Origin of the sequence: Peribacillus asahii, from assembly GCF_003570725.1 — a bacterium.
GTDB classification, from domain to species: domain Bacteria; phylum Bacillota; class Bacilli; order Bacillales; family DSM-1321; genus Peribacillus; species Peribacillus asahii.
This window is the reverse complement of sequence record NZ_QWVS01000014.1, coordinates 1-17,659: the sequence shown is the minus strand read 5'-3', so window position 1 is coordinate 17,659 and position 17,659 is coordinate 1. Positions and strand designations below refer to the sequence as shown.

The 17,659-nt window shown below is 40.7% G+C and carries 14 protein-coding genes; 3 read left to right on the top strand and 11 right to left on the bottom strand.

Features of this window, described 5'->3' with window-relative positions:
* Positions 1-11: 11 nt before the first annotated feature.
* From D1953_RS08210 to D1953_RS08185, 6 genes are read right to left on the bottom strand one after another with little or no spacing between them, the layout of a single operon-like run.
* On the bottom strand, positions 12-680 hold the full coding sequence (locus D1953_RS08210) for a methionine ABC transporter permease (RefSeq protein ID WP_119116698.1): 669 nt from the start codon (positions 678-680) through the stop codon (positions 12-14).
* Complete coding sequence (locus D1953_RS08205; protein ID WP_425454262.1) at positions 673-1,212, bottom strand: ATP-binding cassette domain-containing protein; 540 nt, start codon at positions 1,210-1,212, stop codon at positions 673-675. The genes D1953_RS08210 and D1953_RS08205 overlap by 8 nt, the downstream gene beginning before the upstream one ends.
* Before the next feature lie 9 nt (positions 1,213-1,221).
* Positions 1,222-1,833, bottom strand: a complete 612-nt coding sequence (locus D1953_RS08200) for an LLM class flavin-dependent oxidoreductase (protein ID WP_119116696.1) — start codon at positions 1,831-1,833, stop codon at positions 1,222-1,224.
* Positions 1,834-1,844: 11 nt separating this feature from the next.
* Positions 1,845-2,903, bottom strand: coding sequence for an LLM class flavin-dependent oxidoreductase (locus D1953_RS08195; RefSeq protein ID WP_119116695.1), 1,059 nt, complete (start codon positions 2,901-2,903; stop codon positions 1,845-1,847).
* Positions 2,904-2,915: 12 nt separating this feature from the next.
* Positions 2,916-4,301: a 4-hydroxyphenylacetate 3-hydroxylase N-terminal domain-containing protein gene (locus D1953_RS08190; RefSeq protein ID WP_119116694.1), complete on the bottom strand. Its 1,386-nt coding sequence runs from the start codon at positions 4,299-4,301 to the stop codon at positions 2,916-2,918.
* Positions 4,298-5,728: a 4-hydroxyphenylacetate 3-hydroxylase N-terminal domain-containing protein gene (locus tag D1953_RS08185; RefSeq protein ID WP_119116693.1), complete on the bottom strand. Its 1,431-nt coding sequence runs from the start codon at positions 5,726-5,728 to the stop codon at positions 4,298-4,300. Before D1953_RS08185 ends, D1953_RS08190 begins: the two co-directional genes overlap by 4 nt.
* 442 nt (positions 5,729-6,170) lie before the next feature.
* Here D1953_RS08185 and D1953_RS08180 point away from each other — a divergent pair, with 442 nt between their 5' ends.
* The gene (locus tag D1953_RS08180) at positions 6,171-7,019 is read left to right on the top strand and encodes a MetQ/NlpA family ABC transporter substrate-binding protein (RefSeq protein ID WP_119116692.1); all 849 of its coding nucleotides are present in this window, start codon (positions 6,171-6,173) and stop codon (positions 7,017-7,019) included.
* Between the two features lie 418 nt (positions 7,020-7,437).
* Here D1953_RS08180 and D1953_RS08175 read toward each other — a convergent pair whose 3' ends face one another.
* The 4 genes from D1953_RS08175 to D1953_RS08160 form a co-directional block, all read right to left on the bottom strand.
* A complete protein-coding gene (locus D1953_RS08175; RefSeq protein WP_119116691.1) occupies positions 7,438-9,006 on the bottom strand; it encodes a SagB family peptide dehydrogenase in 1,569 nt (522 codons plus the stop codon).
* A 24-nt stretch (positions 9,007-9,030) separates the two neighbouring features.
* Entirely contained in the window at positions 9,031-10,974 is a 1,944-nt protein-coding gene (locus tag D1953_RS08170) for a TOMM precursor leader peptide-binding protein (RefSeq protein ID WP_119116690.1), read from the bottom strand.
* Entirely contained in the window at positions 10,974-12,920 is a 1,947-nt protein-coding gene (locus tag D1953_RS08165; protein WP_119116689.1) for a putative thiazole-containing bacteriocin maturation protein, read from the bottom strand. Before D1953_RS08165 ends, D1953_RS08170 begins: the two co-directional genes overlap by 1 nt.
* Positions 12,921-13,092: 172 nt before the next feature.
* Positions 13,093-13,332 (bottom strand): heterocycloanthracin/sonorensin family bacteriocin, encoded by a 240-nt coding sequence (locus D1953_RS08160; RefSeq protein WP_119116688.1) that lies wholly within the window; start codon positions 13,330-13,332, stop codon positions 13,093-13,095.
* A 233-nt stretch (positions 13,333-13,565) separates the two neighbouring features.
* On the opposite strand from D1953_RS08160, the gene D1953_RS08155 reads away from it, so the two are divergent.
* Positions 13,566-14,285: a class I SAM-dependent methyltransferase gene (locus tag D1953_RS08155; protein ID WP_245979995.1), complete on the top strand. Its 720-nt coding sequence runs from the start codon at positions 13,566-13,568 to the stop codon at positions 14,283-14,285.
* 133 nt (positions 14,286-14,418) lie between these two features.
* On the opposite strand, the gene D1953_RS08150 is transcribed toward D1953_RS08155, so the two are convergent.
* Entirely contained in the window at positions 14,419-15,228 is an 810-nt protein-coding gene (locus D1953_RS08150) for a uroporphyrinogen-III synthase (protein ID WP_119116687.1), read from the bottom strand.
* A gap of 325 nt (positions 15,229-15,553) precedes the next feature.
* Here D1953_RS08150 and xerS point away from each other — a divergent pair, with 325 nt between their 5' ends.
* Positions 15,554-16,669 carry a tyrosine recombinase XerS gene (xerS, locus tag D1953_RS08145; RefSeq protein WP_342769232.1) on the top strand — a complete coding sequence of 372 codons (1,116 nt, stop codon included), beginning with the start codon at positions 15,554-15,556 and terminating at the stop codon, positions 16,667-16,669.
* Positions 16,670-17,659 lie beyond the last annotated feature (990 nt).

The following is a 17,659-nucleotide window of genomic DNA, read 5'->3' as shown; positions in this document are numbered from 1 at the left end:
CAAATCTCCCCCTAAATATGACGGCGATCTAGCTTCTTCGCTAATAAATTACCGATAAACTGCACCACCTGTACGATGATAACTAACAACAGCACCATGAAAATCATGACATCTGTTTGGAAACGGTAGTAGCCGTAGCGAATTGCTAAATCGCCAATACCGCCGCCGCCAACCATTCCAGCCATCGCGGAATATGAAATAAAGCTAATTGTCGTCACGGTTAAAGCTAAAATAATACCTGAACGTGCTTCGTTTAATAGTACCTCTTTAATGATGTAACGCTTCGGCGCACCAAGTGCAATTGCTGCCTCGATTGTTCCATGTGGCACTTCCTTTAACGCCTGTTCTACTAAACGCGCAAAATACGGAATCGCTGCGATAGATAGCGGTACCGATGCTGCTAGTGGTCCAACCGTTGTTCCAGCAACTAAACGCGTAAACGGAATTAACACAACGAGTAAAATAATAAATGGAAACGAACGAACTAAGTTGATCGTATAATTTAAGAAGCGATTAGCAACCGCATTCGGCCGAATAGAGCCCTTTTCCGTTAAGAACACGTACACGCCTAGTGACGTCCCAAACAGTACAGCTGCCGATAGCGAAATCGCAACCATCATAAACGTTTGAGCGATACTTTCTTTAATTTCCGGTAAAAGCATAATAATATTATCAAACATGGATAACGCCTCCTAAGCGAATATCATACTGCTTATGCCTGTTTTCCTTCTCACGATACTCAATGAGTAATTTGCCTATGCTCGTCGTCGCTGTCGGTGATTGTGCCAGCGTCAGCTCTTCTTGAATCGCACCTTTTTCCATGACAGCAACACGGTGGCACAACGTGTTGACAACCTCCATCTCATGCGTCACGATAACAAGCGTTACACCAAGCTTTTCATTAATCGATTTTAAAAACTCCAAAATATTTTCCGTCGTTTGCGGATCAAGTGCTGACGTTGGCTCATCACATAACAGCACTTTCGGGTTTAACACAAGCGCACGTGCAATCGCCACACGCTGCTTTTGCCCACCACTTAGCTGCGCCGGATAATGATGCACCTTATCACTCAGCTCTACTACCTTTAAAATATGATGAATGCGCTCTGCCCGCTCAGACTTTGGCACACCCGCAGCCTTCAACGCAAATTCGATATTGCCATATACGGTTTTATTTAATAGCAAGTTAAAATGCTGAAAAATCATCCCAATCTCATGGCGCTACACATCTGAATTTTTTGCTGCGACTTGCTGTGACTGTGCAGAGTTTCCGCCTTGATAAATGGCTGGATACGGCTTTTGCACAGGCTTTGGATTTAACGTCCCGCCTTGGATGTTGTAAAAATCACCGTTAAATGTGAAATCATCTTGCGTCCACAAGCCTTTCACAACTTGTAAATATTCATCCGAACGACGATAACGATCACGGTGATCAATCCAATCAATACCAAACTTCTCCTGCTCCGCCTTGAACCAGCCACTCACTAAATTAATATGGAAGCGACCGCTCGAAATGACATCTAACGTCGAGCCAATTTTCGCTAACGTTACCGGATGAATAAAGCTTGGCAATACCGCCGCCAATAAACTCACACGTGACGTTTGCGTTGCTACTGCACTGACAACTGTTAACGGATCCAGCTGCCCATCCGTCCCATTATTGCCACCGATACGCCCTACGTAACGAATCGGAAATAGGATACCGTGCACGCCTATTTTATCTGCCAGCTGTGCCAGCTCTATGTTATACGCAATATCACCGCGCAATTCTTGTTCAATGTTGGCGCGTAAAAAGCCGCCGCCGATATTAGCACCCCATGTTAAAAATTTCATCGTCTCACCACTTATACAGTTATTTTTTCAAATCTTGGAAGCACGTCTTTTCCGAAACGTAACGCTTCCTCTACATGCGGGAAGCCCGATAGCACAAAGTGCGTCACACCCGCATCAATATAGTCCTGCAACGCCTCTTCAATTTGCTCCGGTGTGCCGACAAGCGCTGTGCCTGCACCTTTACGAATTTTCCCGATACCCGTCCAGCTATATTTATCAAAACGCTCGCCTTGCTGCGCAATTTCCGTCATACGTTTTTGCGCCACTGAATCCGTCTCTTCAAATACATTGTTCATCTTCTCTCGAACGTCCTCATCAATTTGACTAATAATATGGTACGCTGCCTTCCAAGCTTCCTGCTCCGTATCACGTACAACAACGTGTAAACGAACCCCAAACTCTAACGTGCGCTTGTATTTTGCAGTACGCGCCTTCACGTCCTCTAGCTGCTCCTTCACCTGAGCAACCGGCTCACCCCACTGCAAGAACACATCCGCATACTGCGCCGCAATTTCCTTTGCGCTATCCGATGAACCACCGAAATATACCGGAATACGTCCTTGTTGATACAGCCCAGGTACTAACTGCGCATCCTTCGTTTCGAAAAACTGACCTTTATGACTAAACGTCTCGCCCGTCCAAGACTTCTTAATAACATCTAAAAACTCGCCTGTACGCTCATAACGCTCCTCGTGCCCCGTAAAATCACCGTCCTGACCAAGCTCCTTTTGCGAGCCACCTGTCACAACGTTTACAAGCAAGCGACCTTTCGCAAACTGATCGAGCGTCGCAGAAAGCTTTGCCGCCACAGTCGGTGCGATAAAGCCCGGACGGAACGCTACTAGCGGTTTAATCCGCTTCGTATTTTGCACGATAGCAGATCCGACAATCCATGAATCTAAATACGGAATGCCCGTCGGTACTAAAATCCCTTCAAAGCCTGCTTCTTCTGTTGCTTGTGCCACCTCAATTAAATAATCTAACGAAGGCTCACGCTGAGGCTTCGCCAGCCCTAAAAATTCGCCATCACCATTTGTCGGCGCAAACCAATAAAAATGTGCTTTTGTCATATTATTTTCCTCCTATAAAATCGATGTCGCAAACTGTGTGAATGCCTGCTGCTGTGGATGATTATTATAATAATTCGCATACGTGCGAACCGGATCTCCTGAATAAAAGCGCTCATACAACGCATGACGCGAACCAAGCGGACTACCGATAAAATCCCACGCCAGCTTGCTAAGCATCGTACGCTTCGTACTATCGAACTCATCAGATGCGGAAAAATATTCGCGCCATTCTGGATGACTCGCAAGCTCCTCTGTCGTCGCGGGTGTCTGTAGCAGCCCCGACGCCCCGATTTGCTGAATCGCCTCTACACCTGTTGCATAATAACGCGTCCCTAAATTACGCGCTGTGCCTAAATATTGACGATTCGGAATAAAAATCCCGTTATGCAACTCTCCTGTATGCTGTGCCGTACGCAGCAACGCCTCAATCGTCTCCACCTGCATGATTAAATTTGCTAAATCATTTTGAACGTTTAAAAAGCCTGTTACATCTGCACTTTTCGCAAGCCCGTACGCAATCCCCGCCACGCTTTGCAGCTTACTTTTTAAACGGACTACCGTTTGATGCTGGCTTAGTGCAGCTGCCACTGGGTCTACCTGCAACTTCCACGCTGCATCCGGATCCTCTAGCACAAGCACATACTCCCAAGGAATGAGTACATCCTCAAAAATTAGCACCGCGTCCATTTCATCATAACGTGCACTCAGTGGTGCATTAACCGCATCACTACTCGCAAACGATTCACGACAAACAATTTGCAAGCCCTGTAAATTAGCCGGAATAATAAACGTATTCGCTAACGCACGCTGTGTATCGCTCCGCTTATGGAACGACGAAATAATATATTCATCTACATAAGGAGCAGCCGTCGCAATGGTTTTAGCTCCGCGTACAATAACCCCTTCTTCCGTCTTTTTGACAACGCGTAGCTGACCATTGTCCGCCTCGACCGTTGCGCGACTACGATTACGCTGTAAATCTTGCGCCGCTGCGGTCGATAGCAAATCGCGATCACGTGAATTTTGATAAATACGCTCAATCTTCGTATCAAAATGTGGAATAATCGTTGCTAAATACTTACGATTTGCATACCAGCCCGTCTCGATTTCACGCGAATACTCCGACAAGCGACTCATAATCCCAAAAGTCGCATCCGCCCAAATTTTGTACGCCTTCTCCTTACGCTGTAAATCCTCACGCGCTGTAGGCACTAAAAACGAAAGATGCACACCCTCGCATGTTAGCTCCTGCTCCAACGCACCTGTCTGCAACCCTAATAGCTGCTCAATCGTCTGCACTGTCCCGCGAAACGCATGATGCTCCGCAATATTTGTCACGAGCTTGCCACCGTACCAAACACTACGTCCATCCTGCATTCGTTCCTTCAAATTCGTCATACAAACACATCCTGTCTTACTGTCGTCGTCAAGCTATTTAAAAACGTCTCCAACCGTTCATCCAGCCATCCTTTATCATAATTTTCAAAAAATAAAGCTTGGATGCGCAGCGGGTCTCCTGTATAAAAACGCTCATATAAATCATGCCTGCTGCCGATTTCACTGCCGACTAGCTCCCAGCCAACCCTAAATAGTGCAGTCTTATCCTGAGCAGAAGTCGCCGCGCCCTCGTAATAACGATGCAACAACGCCTCTATTCGCTCATCCTCAAAACGATGAATGACTGTTGATGGCAGCTGCGTATAACCACCCGCGCCGATTTCCTTTAAAATGCTCATCGCCCGAGCATAATACTGCGTCCCTAAGTGACGTGCTACTTGTAACAGCACCGCACTCGGCTTATACGCACTACCTTCTACACTACCTTCCGTTTCCGCCGCTTGTAGCAAACCGTTAATTGTATCGACCTGCATATACAGCTCACCAAGCTTTTGCTGCACATGTAAAAACGTATCCACCGCAATACTTTTCGCAATGGCCGTCGCAAGTCCAGCAACAAACTTCAGCTTTGTCGCCAGGCGCACAACCGTTTGGTAATGCGCTAACATATTTAACTGCTGATGACGATGCGCTGCTGTTGCCCCTTGTGCATGACCACGAATAAAAATACGTTCATTCGGAATAAAGACGTTATCAAAAATGATAACCGCATCCATCTCATCAAACTGGCTCGCCAGCGGATATAGTTCACGATCCGTCTCCGCATGGCTCTTACGACAAATAATTTCAAGCCCTGGCGAATCCGTTGCGACGATAAATAAATTCGCATATTGCTCCTGACCGTCTTCTTTACTATACGGCGTATTAATAATAATGTCGTCGACGTACGGTGCACCGGTTGCAATCATTTTCGCTCCACTAACAACAACCCCGTCCTCTCTCTGTTCTACAACTCGAAGTAACGCATGATCTGCACGCTCTGTAATCGGCTTCGAACGGTCCATTTGCGGATCGGCAATCGCTGTTGTCACTAAACGACGTTCACGCTTTACTAACTCAAAATAATTCGTTATTTTTTCAGCGAATGTTGCATCATATACACTTAGCTGCTCGCGGTCGATGTAGTAGCCGGTAATAAGCGTATACGCATAATCCGATAAGCGACTCATCATTCCGTAGGACTTGCTGGCCCATGTCTCATACGCCTCTCTCTTTTCTAATAGTTGCTCATAGGTTTGTGGAATTAAAAATGCTTTATGCACATTTTGTTGTACTGATTCATCATAAAAGCCAACCTTCCCATCATCAATTAGCTTGATGAGCTGCTTGATTGTTTCAAACGTCCCGCGAAACGCAGCGTGCTCTGCTGGCTTTTCTACTTTATTTCCATCGAGCCAAATATTTCTAGCTCCTTTAATTTGCACCATGCGACATCCTCCTTTTAAACAAAAAAAGCTCCAAGCATATCGATGTGATATGAAAGGAGCTCTGGTGGTCCAGTGGCTTTTGTTAAGTTATGTAAACACAATAAACAAATAATTCAGATTAGTCAAGTGAGTTTTATATGTTTTTTGAACAAAAATAATTTTACTGTGCTCCATTAGATGAAAAAACTATCTCTCTACGATTTTTGTTATTATTTATTTCAAAAATAGTATTGCCAAATGAAAAACTGCTTGGTAAAATCATCCTTAATTCCAATTAGTCTACTAGACTTTTCCGACCGGATCACCGGAGGCGTATATATTTGTTCAACAAATATATGTGTCTCTTTTTTTGTTTCTAGCAAAATGAGAGACTACACGCAGACGTAATGGATGAACATGAGGTCGACTTATGTCCAACAACATATTTGAGGAGGAATTTTGTATGAAAAAATTTGCATTATTTGTCGTATCTATTTTGACCGTCGTATTGTTAGCAGCTTGCGGATCATCTGATGTCAGTAAATCAGCTAGTACCGATGATACGAAACATATTCGAATCGGTTTCTCGCCTGGTCCTTACAGTGATCAAGTACGTAAAGGAATCGAGCCTATCTTAAAAGAAAAAGGCTACACGATTGAGTTCGTCGAATTTACGAGCGGTAATGAAATCAATTTCGCCCTTGCAGAAGGCTCACTAGACGCTAACATTTTTCAGCATACAGCGTATTTTGAAAGTTTTATTAAAGAGAATAAATTAGATTTAGTCGAAACAATTAAAGTACCGACAGCGCCGATGGGGATTTATTCTGATAAACTTACAGAAATTAAGCTAGATACTAGTACAAAATACAAAGTGTTAATTCCAAATGACCCACCAAACATTGCTCGTGCACTACGCATTTTAGAGGAAGGTGGATTTTTAACATTAAAATCTGACTATGATCCGCTAACAGTGAGCTTACATGACATTGAGTCATACAAGGTAGAAATTGAGTTTGTAGAAGTAGAGCAAGCACAGCTGGCACGCTTAATTAGCGACGTTGATTATGCTGTCGTAAACGGTAACTATATTTTAGCATCGGACCGTAAGCTTTCTGACAGCTTACTGCTTGAAAACCCACCATTTGAGTACCAAAACTTAATCGCTGTTCGTACCGAAGACAAAGATAAAACATTTGTTAAAGACTTAACAGACGCATACCAAACAGAGGATTTCCAGCAACTGATTGAAACAGACCCACAGTTTGAAGGCTTTTGGCAACCACCATACTTTAAACAACGAAAAAAGTAGCTTCTCCCAAGCTACTTTTTTCGTTGTTTATTAATACTACACATGCCCAAAATACCGACCAATTAGCTTGCCTTGCGACAACGTTCTAACGTTGTATAGTAGGACTCCACCGCAACATCCGTTTCAGCACCGCTTCTGGACATAATGGACAAAAAAACACGCAACAATAAACAATAGAGTCCTTGCGACTGTAAGACATATCAACTGTGTCGCGTAATTTCTGTGCAGTCTTTGTGCAATGTATAAAAATCCAGGAGTAAAATGGATATGCCAGAAAATAAGGAAAAAGCCCAAACCCTTGGTACAAAAGGATTTGAGCCTTGTTTAAATGATGACCTGTGAGGGACTTGAACCCCCGACCCCCACCCTGTCAAGATTCAACGACAGTTGAGAACAAAATAGAATGTACTCTCTTCTCCTAACTAAGCAAACTTCCTTTTAACCAGGCGCGTGGACGGTATGGACCCACTGGGATTTGAATCAAGCTGGTTTTTCCTTTCGAATCAATTTCGTAAAGTTTATCACATTGGTTCGCATCGAATCCTAGCAGCGGGTGCCCTCCCATTCCTAAAGCACACGACATCAAGAGCAATCGTTGTACGAGAATCCCCGCTTCCATCTGTTGAATGCGATATCCTCTCATTCCTAATCTGTTTATGAGGTGATTCTTATCTCCAATGACATGCATACAGAGCGGAACTTGGTACAGATTCACATTGGGCATTACTAATCCTAATTGTAAAAACTGCCGGTAATCTCCCTTCGTTATTCTCCGAAGTGCATGAGCACTATTATCATAGGAATAGGCACCACTTGGAACTCCCTCTACATTATAAAAACTGCCATACAAAGAAACACGAGCTTCAACATTCCCATGTGTGTCATCAAGGTCATTCTGATATAAGAAGGAACATGTCTCTTTTAACAATGTGGCTAGTTTTGTTTGGCTCACTTTTCCCATTATAAAATCGCTATCAGGAGAATACCGCTTGCTGCAAATCGTTGCGAAATCGTATGAGAAGTTTTCTATAACTGGCAGCAAAATCATCTCCGTACCTAAGGGGAATTTCACCCTATTATTTTTCTTTATCTTTACAAATGACTGCGTTGTTTCAAACATGGATGCTTCGTTAAGTTTTCTCAGCATCGGATAATCAACAATCCTCTTTGAACGGTTATAGGAAACATGCTTTATCAATGGCACTTCCCGACACAATTCTGCAGCAGAAACAATTTCTTCTCTATTTTGATCATTGTCAATACCATGGATAGATGGATTAATAGATAATGGAATCACCGCATATACACTTTCATCCTGTTCAGATAATCCAAGCAAATGATTAATAGATCGATCAAGAAATTGGTAACAGACCTTTGAAGAGAAACCCATCTGATTAGCCACTTCTAATGATTGCCCCATCAACACACCTGCATCTAACCCTTGTAACCTGTAGGAGAAATTATTGTACTTATAGAAATTTTTCCAAAAAATTGTCGAGACAAAAACGGTGCAAAAACAGTCAGTAATAGAATAACTATTTCCAAGACTTCTGGATAAGTAGGAATCGTAATTTCCTTCCCGCACCAAAATGAGACGGTGATGTGCAACATCGTAATGATAAATTCCTGTTGGGGTATCCTCAAGTTTTATATATACATATAATTCATTGGGATATAACGCCCCTCCAGAGGGAACAAATCTCCTTAATGACTGAGTGAAGCCCTCATCTTTTTCCTTTGCGAATTGAGAGTATTGGGTGAGACCGTATACATACCATAAAAAATGACCAAGCTCTGTCAGGCTGGGTTTTAGATTAGCTTCTCTTCTATTGAGTACTAAAGGTATATCAGCGGTAAGAGGAATCTCTGGTAAACCACGGTACAGTTTATAAGGAAGTGGTGCGTCTTCCCAATCGACCTGCCAATCTGGCGGAACGATTTTCTCTGTGTCAAAGTGCAGATGGTGTAGAAATGTTTCTAGCTCCAATTTTTTTGTCCTCCTACTCTTTAATTATGGGAACGGATGTGGATATGGATTAAGCTGTTCAAACGATAATGGTGTCTTCCTAAATCCTAATTGCACCGGTACCTTAAGTACCCTATCTAGCCCTTGTACTCGAGTAAGATGATGTCCAAATGTCATTGGTAACATTCCAGGAATCAAGACCTTTACACAGAATAATCCGTTTCGTTTGATGATAGGTGTTGTTTGGTCAACCACAATAACTTGAAGGTTTAACTGACGGAACTTATTAAGAATATCCTGAAGATCATCCTTTAAATCAGTATGTGCCGGCGGCTGCTTGAATTCCTCAGCAAACGTACGTAATGGGCGATGATCACCCAATAAAAAGTCTAGTTGTTTCTCTGCTTCTTTCAAACCGTACAGCATGCCGTGGTCCTCCATGGTACGTACTGCAAACGGATCTTGTAGCATCCTTTCGTATTTCTGGCGGTTTTCCTCCAATTTTTCATCATGCCTAAACATCATTCCTGCCAGCTCATAAATCGCACTTTTTACAGCCCGCACCGGATCAGGGTTAGCTCCAGCTGCACAAATGAGGTTTGTACCCTTGGATTTTCTGTTTTTGGCCACTGCCCAGACGCTTGGAATCCCATGTTCCATCGTAGAATTGTAGAAATGAAGGTCATATCCCGCCACCTCACGTATACGGTCGACCATCAGCTGTAATTCTTTATCGTTAGCAGAACTAAGATCAAGACGAGGAAGAGAGAGCCTAGCATACCAAGTTAATAAGAATGAGTCCCGCTCGACTACCTCCATAATGGCATGAAAAATAGCTTCTTCTAAACTTCCTCCTAATGCACACCCATTGGAGGTTTCATAAATAAAGCCCTCTCCTCCATAGCCCAAACTGTAATAGGCGAGTAACTCTGGAACCAGAATAGGACGTTCTTGTAAGAATGAATACCCCCAGACCCAATTCATTGGATCATCAGGATTGAAAGGTTTAAACGGAAAATTTGGCTTTTTATATTGCTCTTTTTCATGTAAACCAACTGTTATGGGGTTTAGTGCTTGATTTTCTAAATTATGATAACTATCACGAACTACCCTTCTTTTACCCCGAGGTTCGATTCCGCAATAGCGCTCCAATCCTTCCAAAATGGCAGTTAACTCACTCATTTCATAAGAATTAGATCTTCCTGCTACTCCCTCATCCGCTTCAACCAGCGGCATGTTCACTAAAACATCAGCAAATGGCAGCACCAAATCCTGCATTTTCCTATTCATGATCCCAGTACGATAATCGAGATAATCTTTGACAAGTACTGTTTTTAATTCATCCATCGAACGACAGCGATAACTGCCCTCATTTATTTTCGGACTGGATTCTAACCTAATTTGAGCTAGTGCGGGTGTGTCATCAGGTATTGAACTGCATAACGGGCACAATGGATCGGGCGAGAAAAGATGACTAGAGGTCGTTAATGTTCTAAGGTTGGTAATGAGCACTCTTTCTTCTAAGCTGCTGGGTTTTCCTTGAAGAACCTTCTGCACTTCTGTACATATCAAAGCTGCCATTTGCAATAGCCCCGCTCGCGATGCCCAGGCATCTCGCAATACACCTTCTCCTGATGCCATTCTCATGTGAAGCTCCCACATTTCCTGGGAATCAGATCCAGCTATCATGCGCCGTATGTCAGCACAGCGAGAACATCCTGGTTTATCGGGCTGTACGAATGGACCGATTATTCCCTCCCCAAATGAAACAAACCCTCGAAGCCACGGGATACCTATGCCCCTGAATCTCTCTTCCGCTTTTTGATGAACTGATGGATGCCAGGCATCCTGCAGCACCAGAGCTAATTCTGTTTCTTCAGGAACCTCATCTAATAAGCTTTGTCGCGTTACAGGATAGTTGCTGGACAATTGATCATAGACAAAATCCGCTAACAAACCATGTCCGTCAATTAGAATACGAGCAGCCATTAGGGTTCCTCCCCTCGTATCTGCACACCAAACACCCCTGCCAGTTCCTGTTTTAAAAAAGGTTCGAACGAAAGATCATACACGAAGAGCCTTTTATTGTTTCCGTTCAGGATCCGAATAGAGGATTGTAATAGTTCCTCTTTTGTTAGTTCTTCACAAGAAGGGATTTCGAGTTTCCCTTCCTTTCCGTTCAGAAAAACAGTTGATTCCGCTTCCTTATCTGTTGATTTCTCCTTATTTTGAATATCCAAAAGCGCTTGCTGCAAGGCACTCCGTAAAGCTAACGTTGTATTTAAACCTATACTCGTGTACCGACGGCCCTGCGACTGTACCCATATTACAGGAAAGCCTAACATTTTATTTTCCAAACCAATTGTTGGTGTACCATTTAAGGTAGTAAGGGAATTTAAATAAAACCTGCAGTGGGGATCTTCTATTTTTTCCAGTTGTACGCGAAACATCGTGTTCGGCCGATTAATTTTTCGATTTTTCACTTCCTCCTCTAAATAGGCTTGCAAGCCGCGACAAACAGCTTCTTCAACTGTTTCTCCTGCACCAATGCCGATAAATCCTTCCAATATATTTATTTCTTCTTGATCTTTCTGATTCCTGAATCCCTTAATCATTTGTGACACATACATTTCAATACCAGTCAGTCCGGCTTCCTTTTTTGCCTCCTCATGTGTAAGACCTGGACAAACAACCTCTGGCAGTAGGTCTGCCGGTCCCTCTGACACTGGATTTACTGCTTGAATATAGCATTGCGAAAGAGGAAGCTGTTTTAAGTTTCGTTCCTCCCAAGCATGGAAAATCCCTGTTTCTTCTGAAGTTAATAAACTGAAATATTCCAAGAGGTTATTCGGCGGTTTCTTTTCACTCCGTTCTTGCTTGAGCATTACATCAAGGTCTTCAACCAGTCTAGACGATACATCTATATTCTTAACCAATGGATGTAGAATGAATGACATCCAGTCCCCGTTCAATGTTTCAAGATCAAGCAGGTAAATTTGATTACTTTGATTTGAACCTGCAGTTCCTGTAGTCTTCTTAAAAAATTCGAATGCAACGATGTTTGCCAGAATCGATTCCGCTGTGGAAGAGTATGTCTGCAGCTGCCGATTTTCTTGCAATGCAGATTGATGAAGACGACGCCATGCAGATTCCCAGCACTCCTCTGATTCTGGATGCACCAAAGGACCAGCGAGCCCTACTCGGTCTAAACATAAGGCAGGTAGAAATACCTTCTTCTCCTCTTTACAGATCTGATTTAAATTCCTAAGTTCTTTTATATTTTCATTTTCAGAAACATATAATATCCAATCATATGGCTGCACAGCTGCTTGCCAAAAATTCTCTCCTTGCCCTTTTTCAAATGGTATCTCGTTTACCTCCACCTCGGAGTCATCCCTTTTGGCCTTCTTCACCATTTCATTAATCCGTAATCGATTTGTAGGTACTGAATCCGTCACCATGATATCGAACTTTGGCAGTCCAGATTCAATTAGGGCAGAAATCAACGAAACTATAAAAGAGCCTGATCCGACAGCTAGGGCTTTAGTTTGACGGTATTCTTGAAAACGGTACGCACCAGAATCAACAAAGTTCTCAATAAATTCAATTTGTGAAGCATACTTTTCGAGAACATTTTCTTTTAATTGATGAGAACAATCTTGGCTTACATCTCGAATAAAGCCATTTGTGTACAAAACTTCCCCAATCTCATATACCCTGTTTCGATACGGGGGTGTTAGTCCCTCTGTCAACTCTTCTAATGTGTGTTCCCCATTGAACATCGGCATCAGTTTTTCAATCCATTGATAGATTGTATCGCCTTCCATACGGAATGAGCTTACGTTATTTCTAAAATACACACCACCTTGTGGATTAGGTAGATAAAATGTGTCATTTTTCACCTTGAGACGTGAGTGTGAGTTCAGTTTCGTCATTCAGTTCCTCCTTCATTCTAATCGTTCCTCATTATTCCCTATCATTTTATGTACTTGTATTTGTCCATTATGATTAACCTAAAAAGAAGTGCCCCTACGACAATGCAGGGACACTTTCTTTTCATAAATTAACTTAATTTTTTCTGAAGAACAGCTAACAGCTACCCAATTACTAAATAAAGAAACCAAAACAGCCAAAACAACCAAAGCCAAAGCCAATGCCGAAACAGCCGCCGCAGCGAAAGCCCCCACAACGAAAGCCGCAACCGCCACAGCGAAAACCACAGCCCCCACAACGACGCATATCGACAAACTCGACTGGATTTTGATATTGATAATCTATAGGAGTTACCTGGCCAACTTGATAATTATCCATCCCTAACGTTTGTAGTTCATTTTGAAAATTGTGCATGTTTTGCTCTCCTTTATATTTAATAATCAGGTTAAATACCTGAGAGTTGAAAGAAGGTAATTTGTGTATATGAAATTATCAAATACTACGTGTGCTCTCTTTAACAAATTATGATTCATTTGGGTGATTGTTACGGATTCAAGAGCCTATTTCCCATTGAAAGTAACATCTGCCATTCTAGAATGAACATCTTATTTGCATTTTCATATTTTATAAAATAAGAATTGAAGAAGGTGATTCTAATTGGCAGGTCGATCTATTTAGATTTTTTGTCCAAATTTGGTGTGGGGGGAGCACATCCTGGTGGTATTGGTCTAACTAAGGACATACTTAAAACTGAAGAAATTAATAAAAATTCTCGCATTTTAGATGTAGGGTGTGGTACTGGTCAAACATCTGCCTATCTAGCTGAGCAATACGAAGCAAAAGTAACAGGGATGGATATTAACTCTATAATGGTGGAAAAAGCAAAAAGTAGAATGAGGAAATACCAATTACCAGTGGAAATTATTCAAGGTTCCATAGAGGATTTTCCGCTAAAGGATGGGGAATTTGATTTTATTATTTCCGAATCTGTCCTTTCTTTTGTAAATCAGCCAAAAGCTCTTAAAGAAATATTTCGATTATTAAAAAATGGCGGGCGTTTTATTGCAAATGAGCTTACCATCAATAAACCGCTTTCCCTAACTATAGAGGAAGAAATTAAACAATTTTATGGATTAGGCTCCGTCCTTACGGAAAAGAATTGGATTACTTTATTTGAAAAGGCCGGTTTTAAAAATATAAATATTCGTATGCAAGAACTATCTATGCTCCAATACAATCCAAATCCAGAATTCCAATGCTCAGAATATATTGAACCTGAACTTTACTCGGTAATGTATGAACATTTTAATATAATGGCAAAGTATGACGGTGTTTTGAGCTATAGAATATTTTCATGTACTAAATAGTTGTTTTAAGTGAGGTAGTTATTATCATTTATAATTAACTATGTAAACAAACAAAAGAGTGCGATGATAATGGTAATTTTCGCACTCTAAAGACTATCACTTTTTTATTTAGCTATCGCTACTCATATATTCTTTAAAGTTTCTCATAGTAACGAGACAACTCAATAATCATAGCTCCCATTCTCTCAAGTTCGGGAGCAAGCAAGCGTTCCACTCCCTCTTCTACTAAAGCTTCCGCGGTAACTTTCCCAACAGCAGCGGCAAGCGCTCTCCCTTGAAAAGATTGTAAAACCTCTGTTAAACAGCCGTTCTCCCTCGCAAAGTTAAAAAGAGACCGAACTTGGATAGCGGTCGTAAAACATACCGCGTCCAATTCATTGTTTAGCAGTTCTTCACATAATTTTGCAACTGTCTCTGAATCAGGAGCAATATGCTGGTAAGGAAGAATCGTTAACACGGATGCTCCTCTATCTTCAAGAAACTTTATTAACGTTGGAGCGGTTTCCCCATGAAGCTGAACCATTACTCTTTTCCCCGAAAAATCAAAGCTTTCAAGAGAACGGATTAATCCACGAGTAGTCCCATCCTCATCAGTCGCAACCGGTTTAATCCCAATTTTCTTTAACGTTGCAAGTGTTTTATACCCTCTTGAAGCTACACTGGCTTGTTGGATTCTATTTAAGAACTGATCTTTGATACCCAATGTTTCGGCCAAATTTAATAGAGTTTCTGTTCCAATGCCCGTTGTGAAAATAACCCAGTCTGCCCCTTCCATGACAAAATTCTGTAAGTCAGGTTCTACCTCCTTTTCTGCTAAAAAAACAGTTCCTTGAAGGGGACGTACAACAGGAATACCCCCTTGTTTTTCGATTAATGTACTAATTTCTTCTATTTTTCGCGAACCGCCAATTGCAATTCGCTTCCCTGCTAATCCTTTTCCCATACCGCTTTCCCATCCTTTTATATATAATTAAAACCTACCTCTTACTCCTGAAAACTTAATATGCTAACAGATATAGAGAAGGCAACAAACACGATTAATTGCTTTTCATTCCTATAATAAAGAACATACAACAAAAAGACCCAAATTGTAAATTACTTATCGACTGTTATTTGTTTGACATTTCAATATTTTCTTTCTATATTTTGCTTCATGAGTTTCCGACTACTAGGCTTTCTTTTTTGATTGACTATAGTTTTTACTCCATAACCAGGGATGGCTTCAAATTCATGAACTAAACTAAGTGGTATCTATTTATATTTGTGAGGTGCTTCGTTTGTCTATATCTAAGCAGCATGATTATTACGAAAGAAAACTAGATGAATTGTTAAAAGAGATGCCTGACTATGTGGTTAAATATGTAGATGCTAAACAGGATGTTCGGTCTCCCCTCACCCTTTTCAATTATGTACGGGATTATCAAGAGTTTTTTAATTGGCTCATGGCTGAAGGGATTGTCCCATGCAAATCGATTAGAGATATTAAACCTGAATATCTTGAAAACCTATCTTTGGAGGAAGCGAGTAATTATTTTAAATTTATAGCCAGGAAAAAGTATAAAGTCTCAAAGAACGATGAAACGAAAAAGATTAATCCAAAAACCGTTAATCGCCATAAATCCTCCCTTCGTTCCCTATTTAAATACTTGACGACAGAAGCTGAATTAGATAATAGAAAACCCTATTTCCATAGGAATGTCATGCAAAAAATTCAGGTGAAAAAGGTATCAGAAACGTTTAATGAACGGGCCAAACATATAACCGAAAAAATCTTTATTAATGATCAGGATATTGATTTCCTTGCGTACGTGAAAGACGAATATGAGCATTCTCTTTCTGACACTCAGAAAAACTACTTCAAGCGGGATAAAGAACGAGATTACGCGATCCTCTCTCTCTTTCTTGGAAGTGGAATCCGTGTGAATGAGTTATCTAATTTAAGGATCAAAGATATTGATTTCAGTTCAAAGGAAATCAGTGTAATTAGAAAGGGAAACAAAAAAGATACGGTTAGCGTTACCCCCTCATCCCTTCATGATCTTAAAGAGTATTTATCGATTCGGCATGCACGTTATGCAGGGAAAGGCGATGAAAATGAATTTGTTTTTATCAAACTCTATAAAGGAGAATCTCTCCCCCTTACTAATCGTGCCGTTGAAAACATTGTTTATAAGTACACGAAGTCATTTGATAAAAGAATGTCACCACATAAATTGAGGCATACTTATGCTACGAATTTAGCAGAACAGACGGGAGGAGATATTCCCTTGATTATGTCACAATTAGGGCATACATCGTCCGATACGTCCCTCCTGTATATTAATACTTCTAGGGAGAAAGCTAGGAAAGCTGCAGAGCTTTTAGATAAACGACGTCAGAAATAATATGTATTTGAGTAAGTTCATATTTAAACTCTATACCTTGTTTAAGATATACAAGAGGAAATAAGTTACATGTTCAGAATGTTGATAGCTTTGTCAAGAAAAGAAGGTTAAGTTTATGTCCAAAAAATGTGCTCGTAAATTTACAGCCTTGTTGTAACTTGATTTAGTTGTAATTAGTAATTTACAATCGAAATCAAATTTCACATTCAAATTACCACTAAGAAGTGATCTTTCTCCCTCTATTTGATCAGTTAAAGGATTTAAATAGTACTCTGTATATCTACAAGTGATAGATATACACTTTCCTACAGTGTATATCGGTAAATTCAAAAGAATCTTGTGAGAGGGTAGTTTGATTAAACTTCTCAGTAATAATTTGTTCTAATTCTTCGAAAGTTAATCCCTCTTTAAATTCTAAATTCGCAATAAAAAATGGTTCCCCTATAGAATACCTATCTTCTAAAATCGCAAGTATTTCATTAAATACTTCTTCCTCAGAAACATCATCATCTTAAATAAATTGCATAACAAAAGCTAAGCAATTATCCTGGTTGCCTTCAAAATCAACCTCTAAATCATGCTATTCTAAAAAGTAGCTTTCAATAGCTTCAATTCGTTTTTTTGTATTATGCTTAGTTTTACGTGTAAATACGGATTCGAATTTTGTTATAGACAATCTGAACTTCCCCATTTCCTATATTTAACTCTACATATTATTATTCTATTTTTTGAATCATAATCCTTTGTTAAAAATTTCCTCTATTATTACCTAGTCTTTAAAAATGTCTAAAATTCTCTTGAAAAGGATGTAATCATTCATTATTAGACCAACATCAATATTAAAAACACACTTCCTTATGAAACGGTTAAGCAATGAATAAAATTAAACTGTTTTTTTAATAGATTCAAATCATTTTTTTAACAATCTGCCCTTAAAAATTGAAAAAGGCACATTCCTTATTATAGTGATAGGTAAGCTTTTGAAGTTAT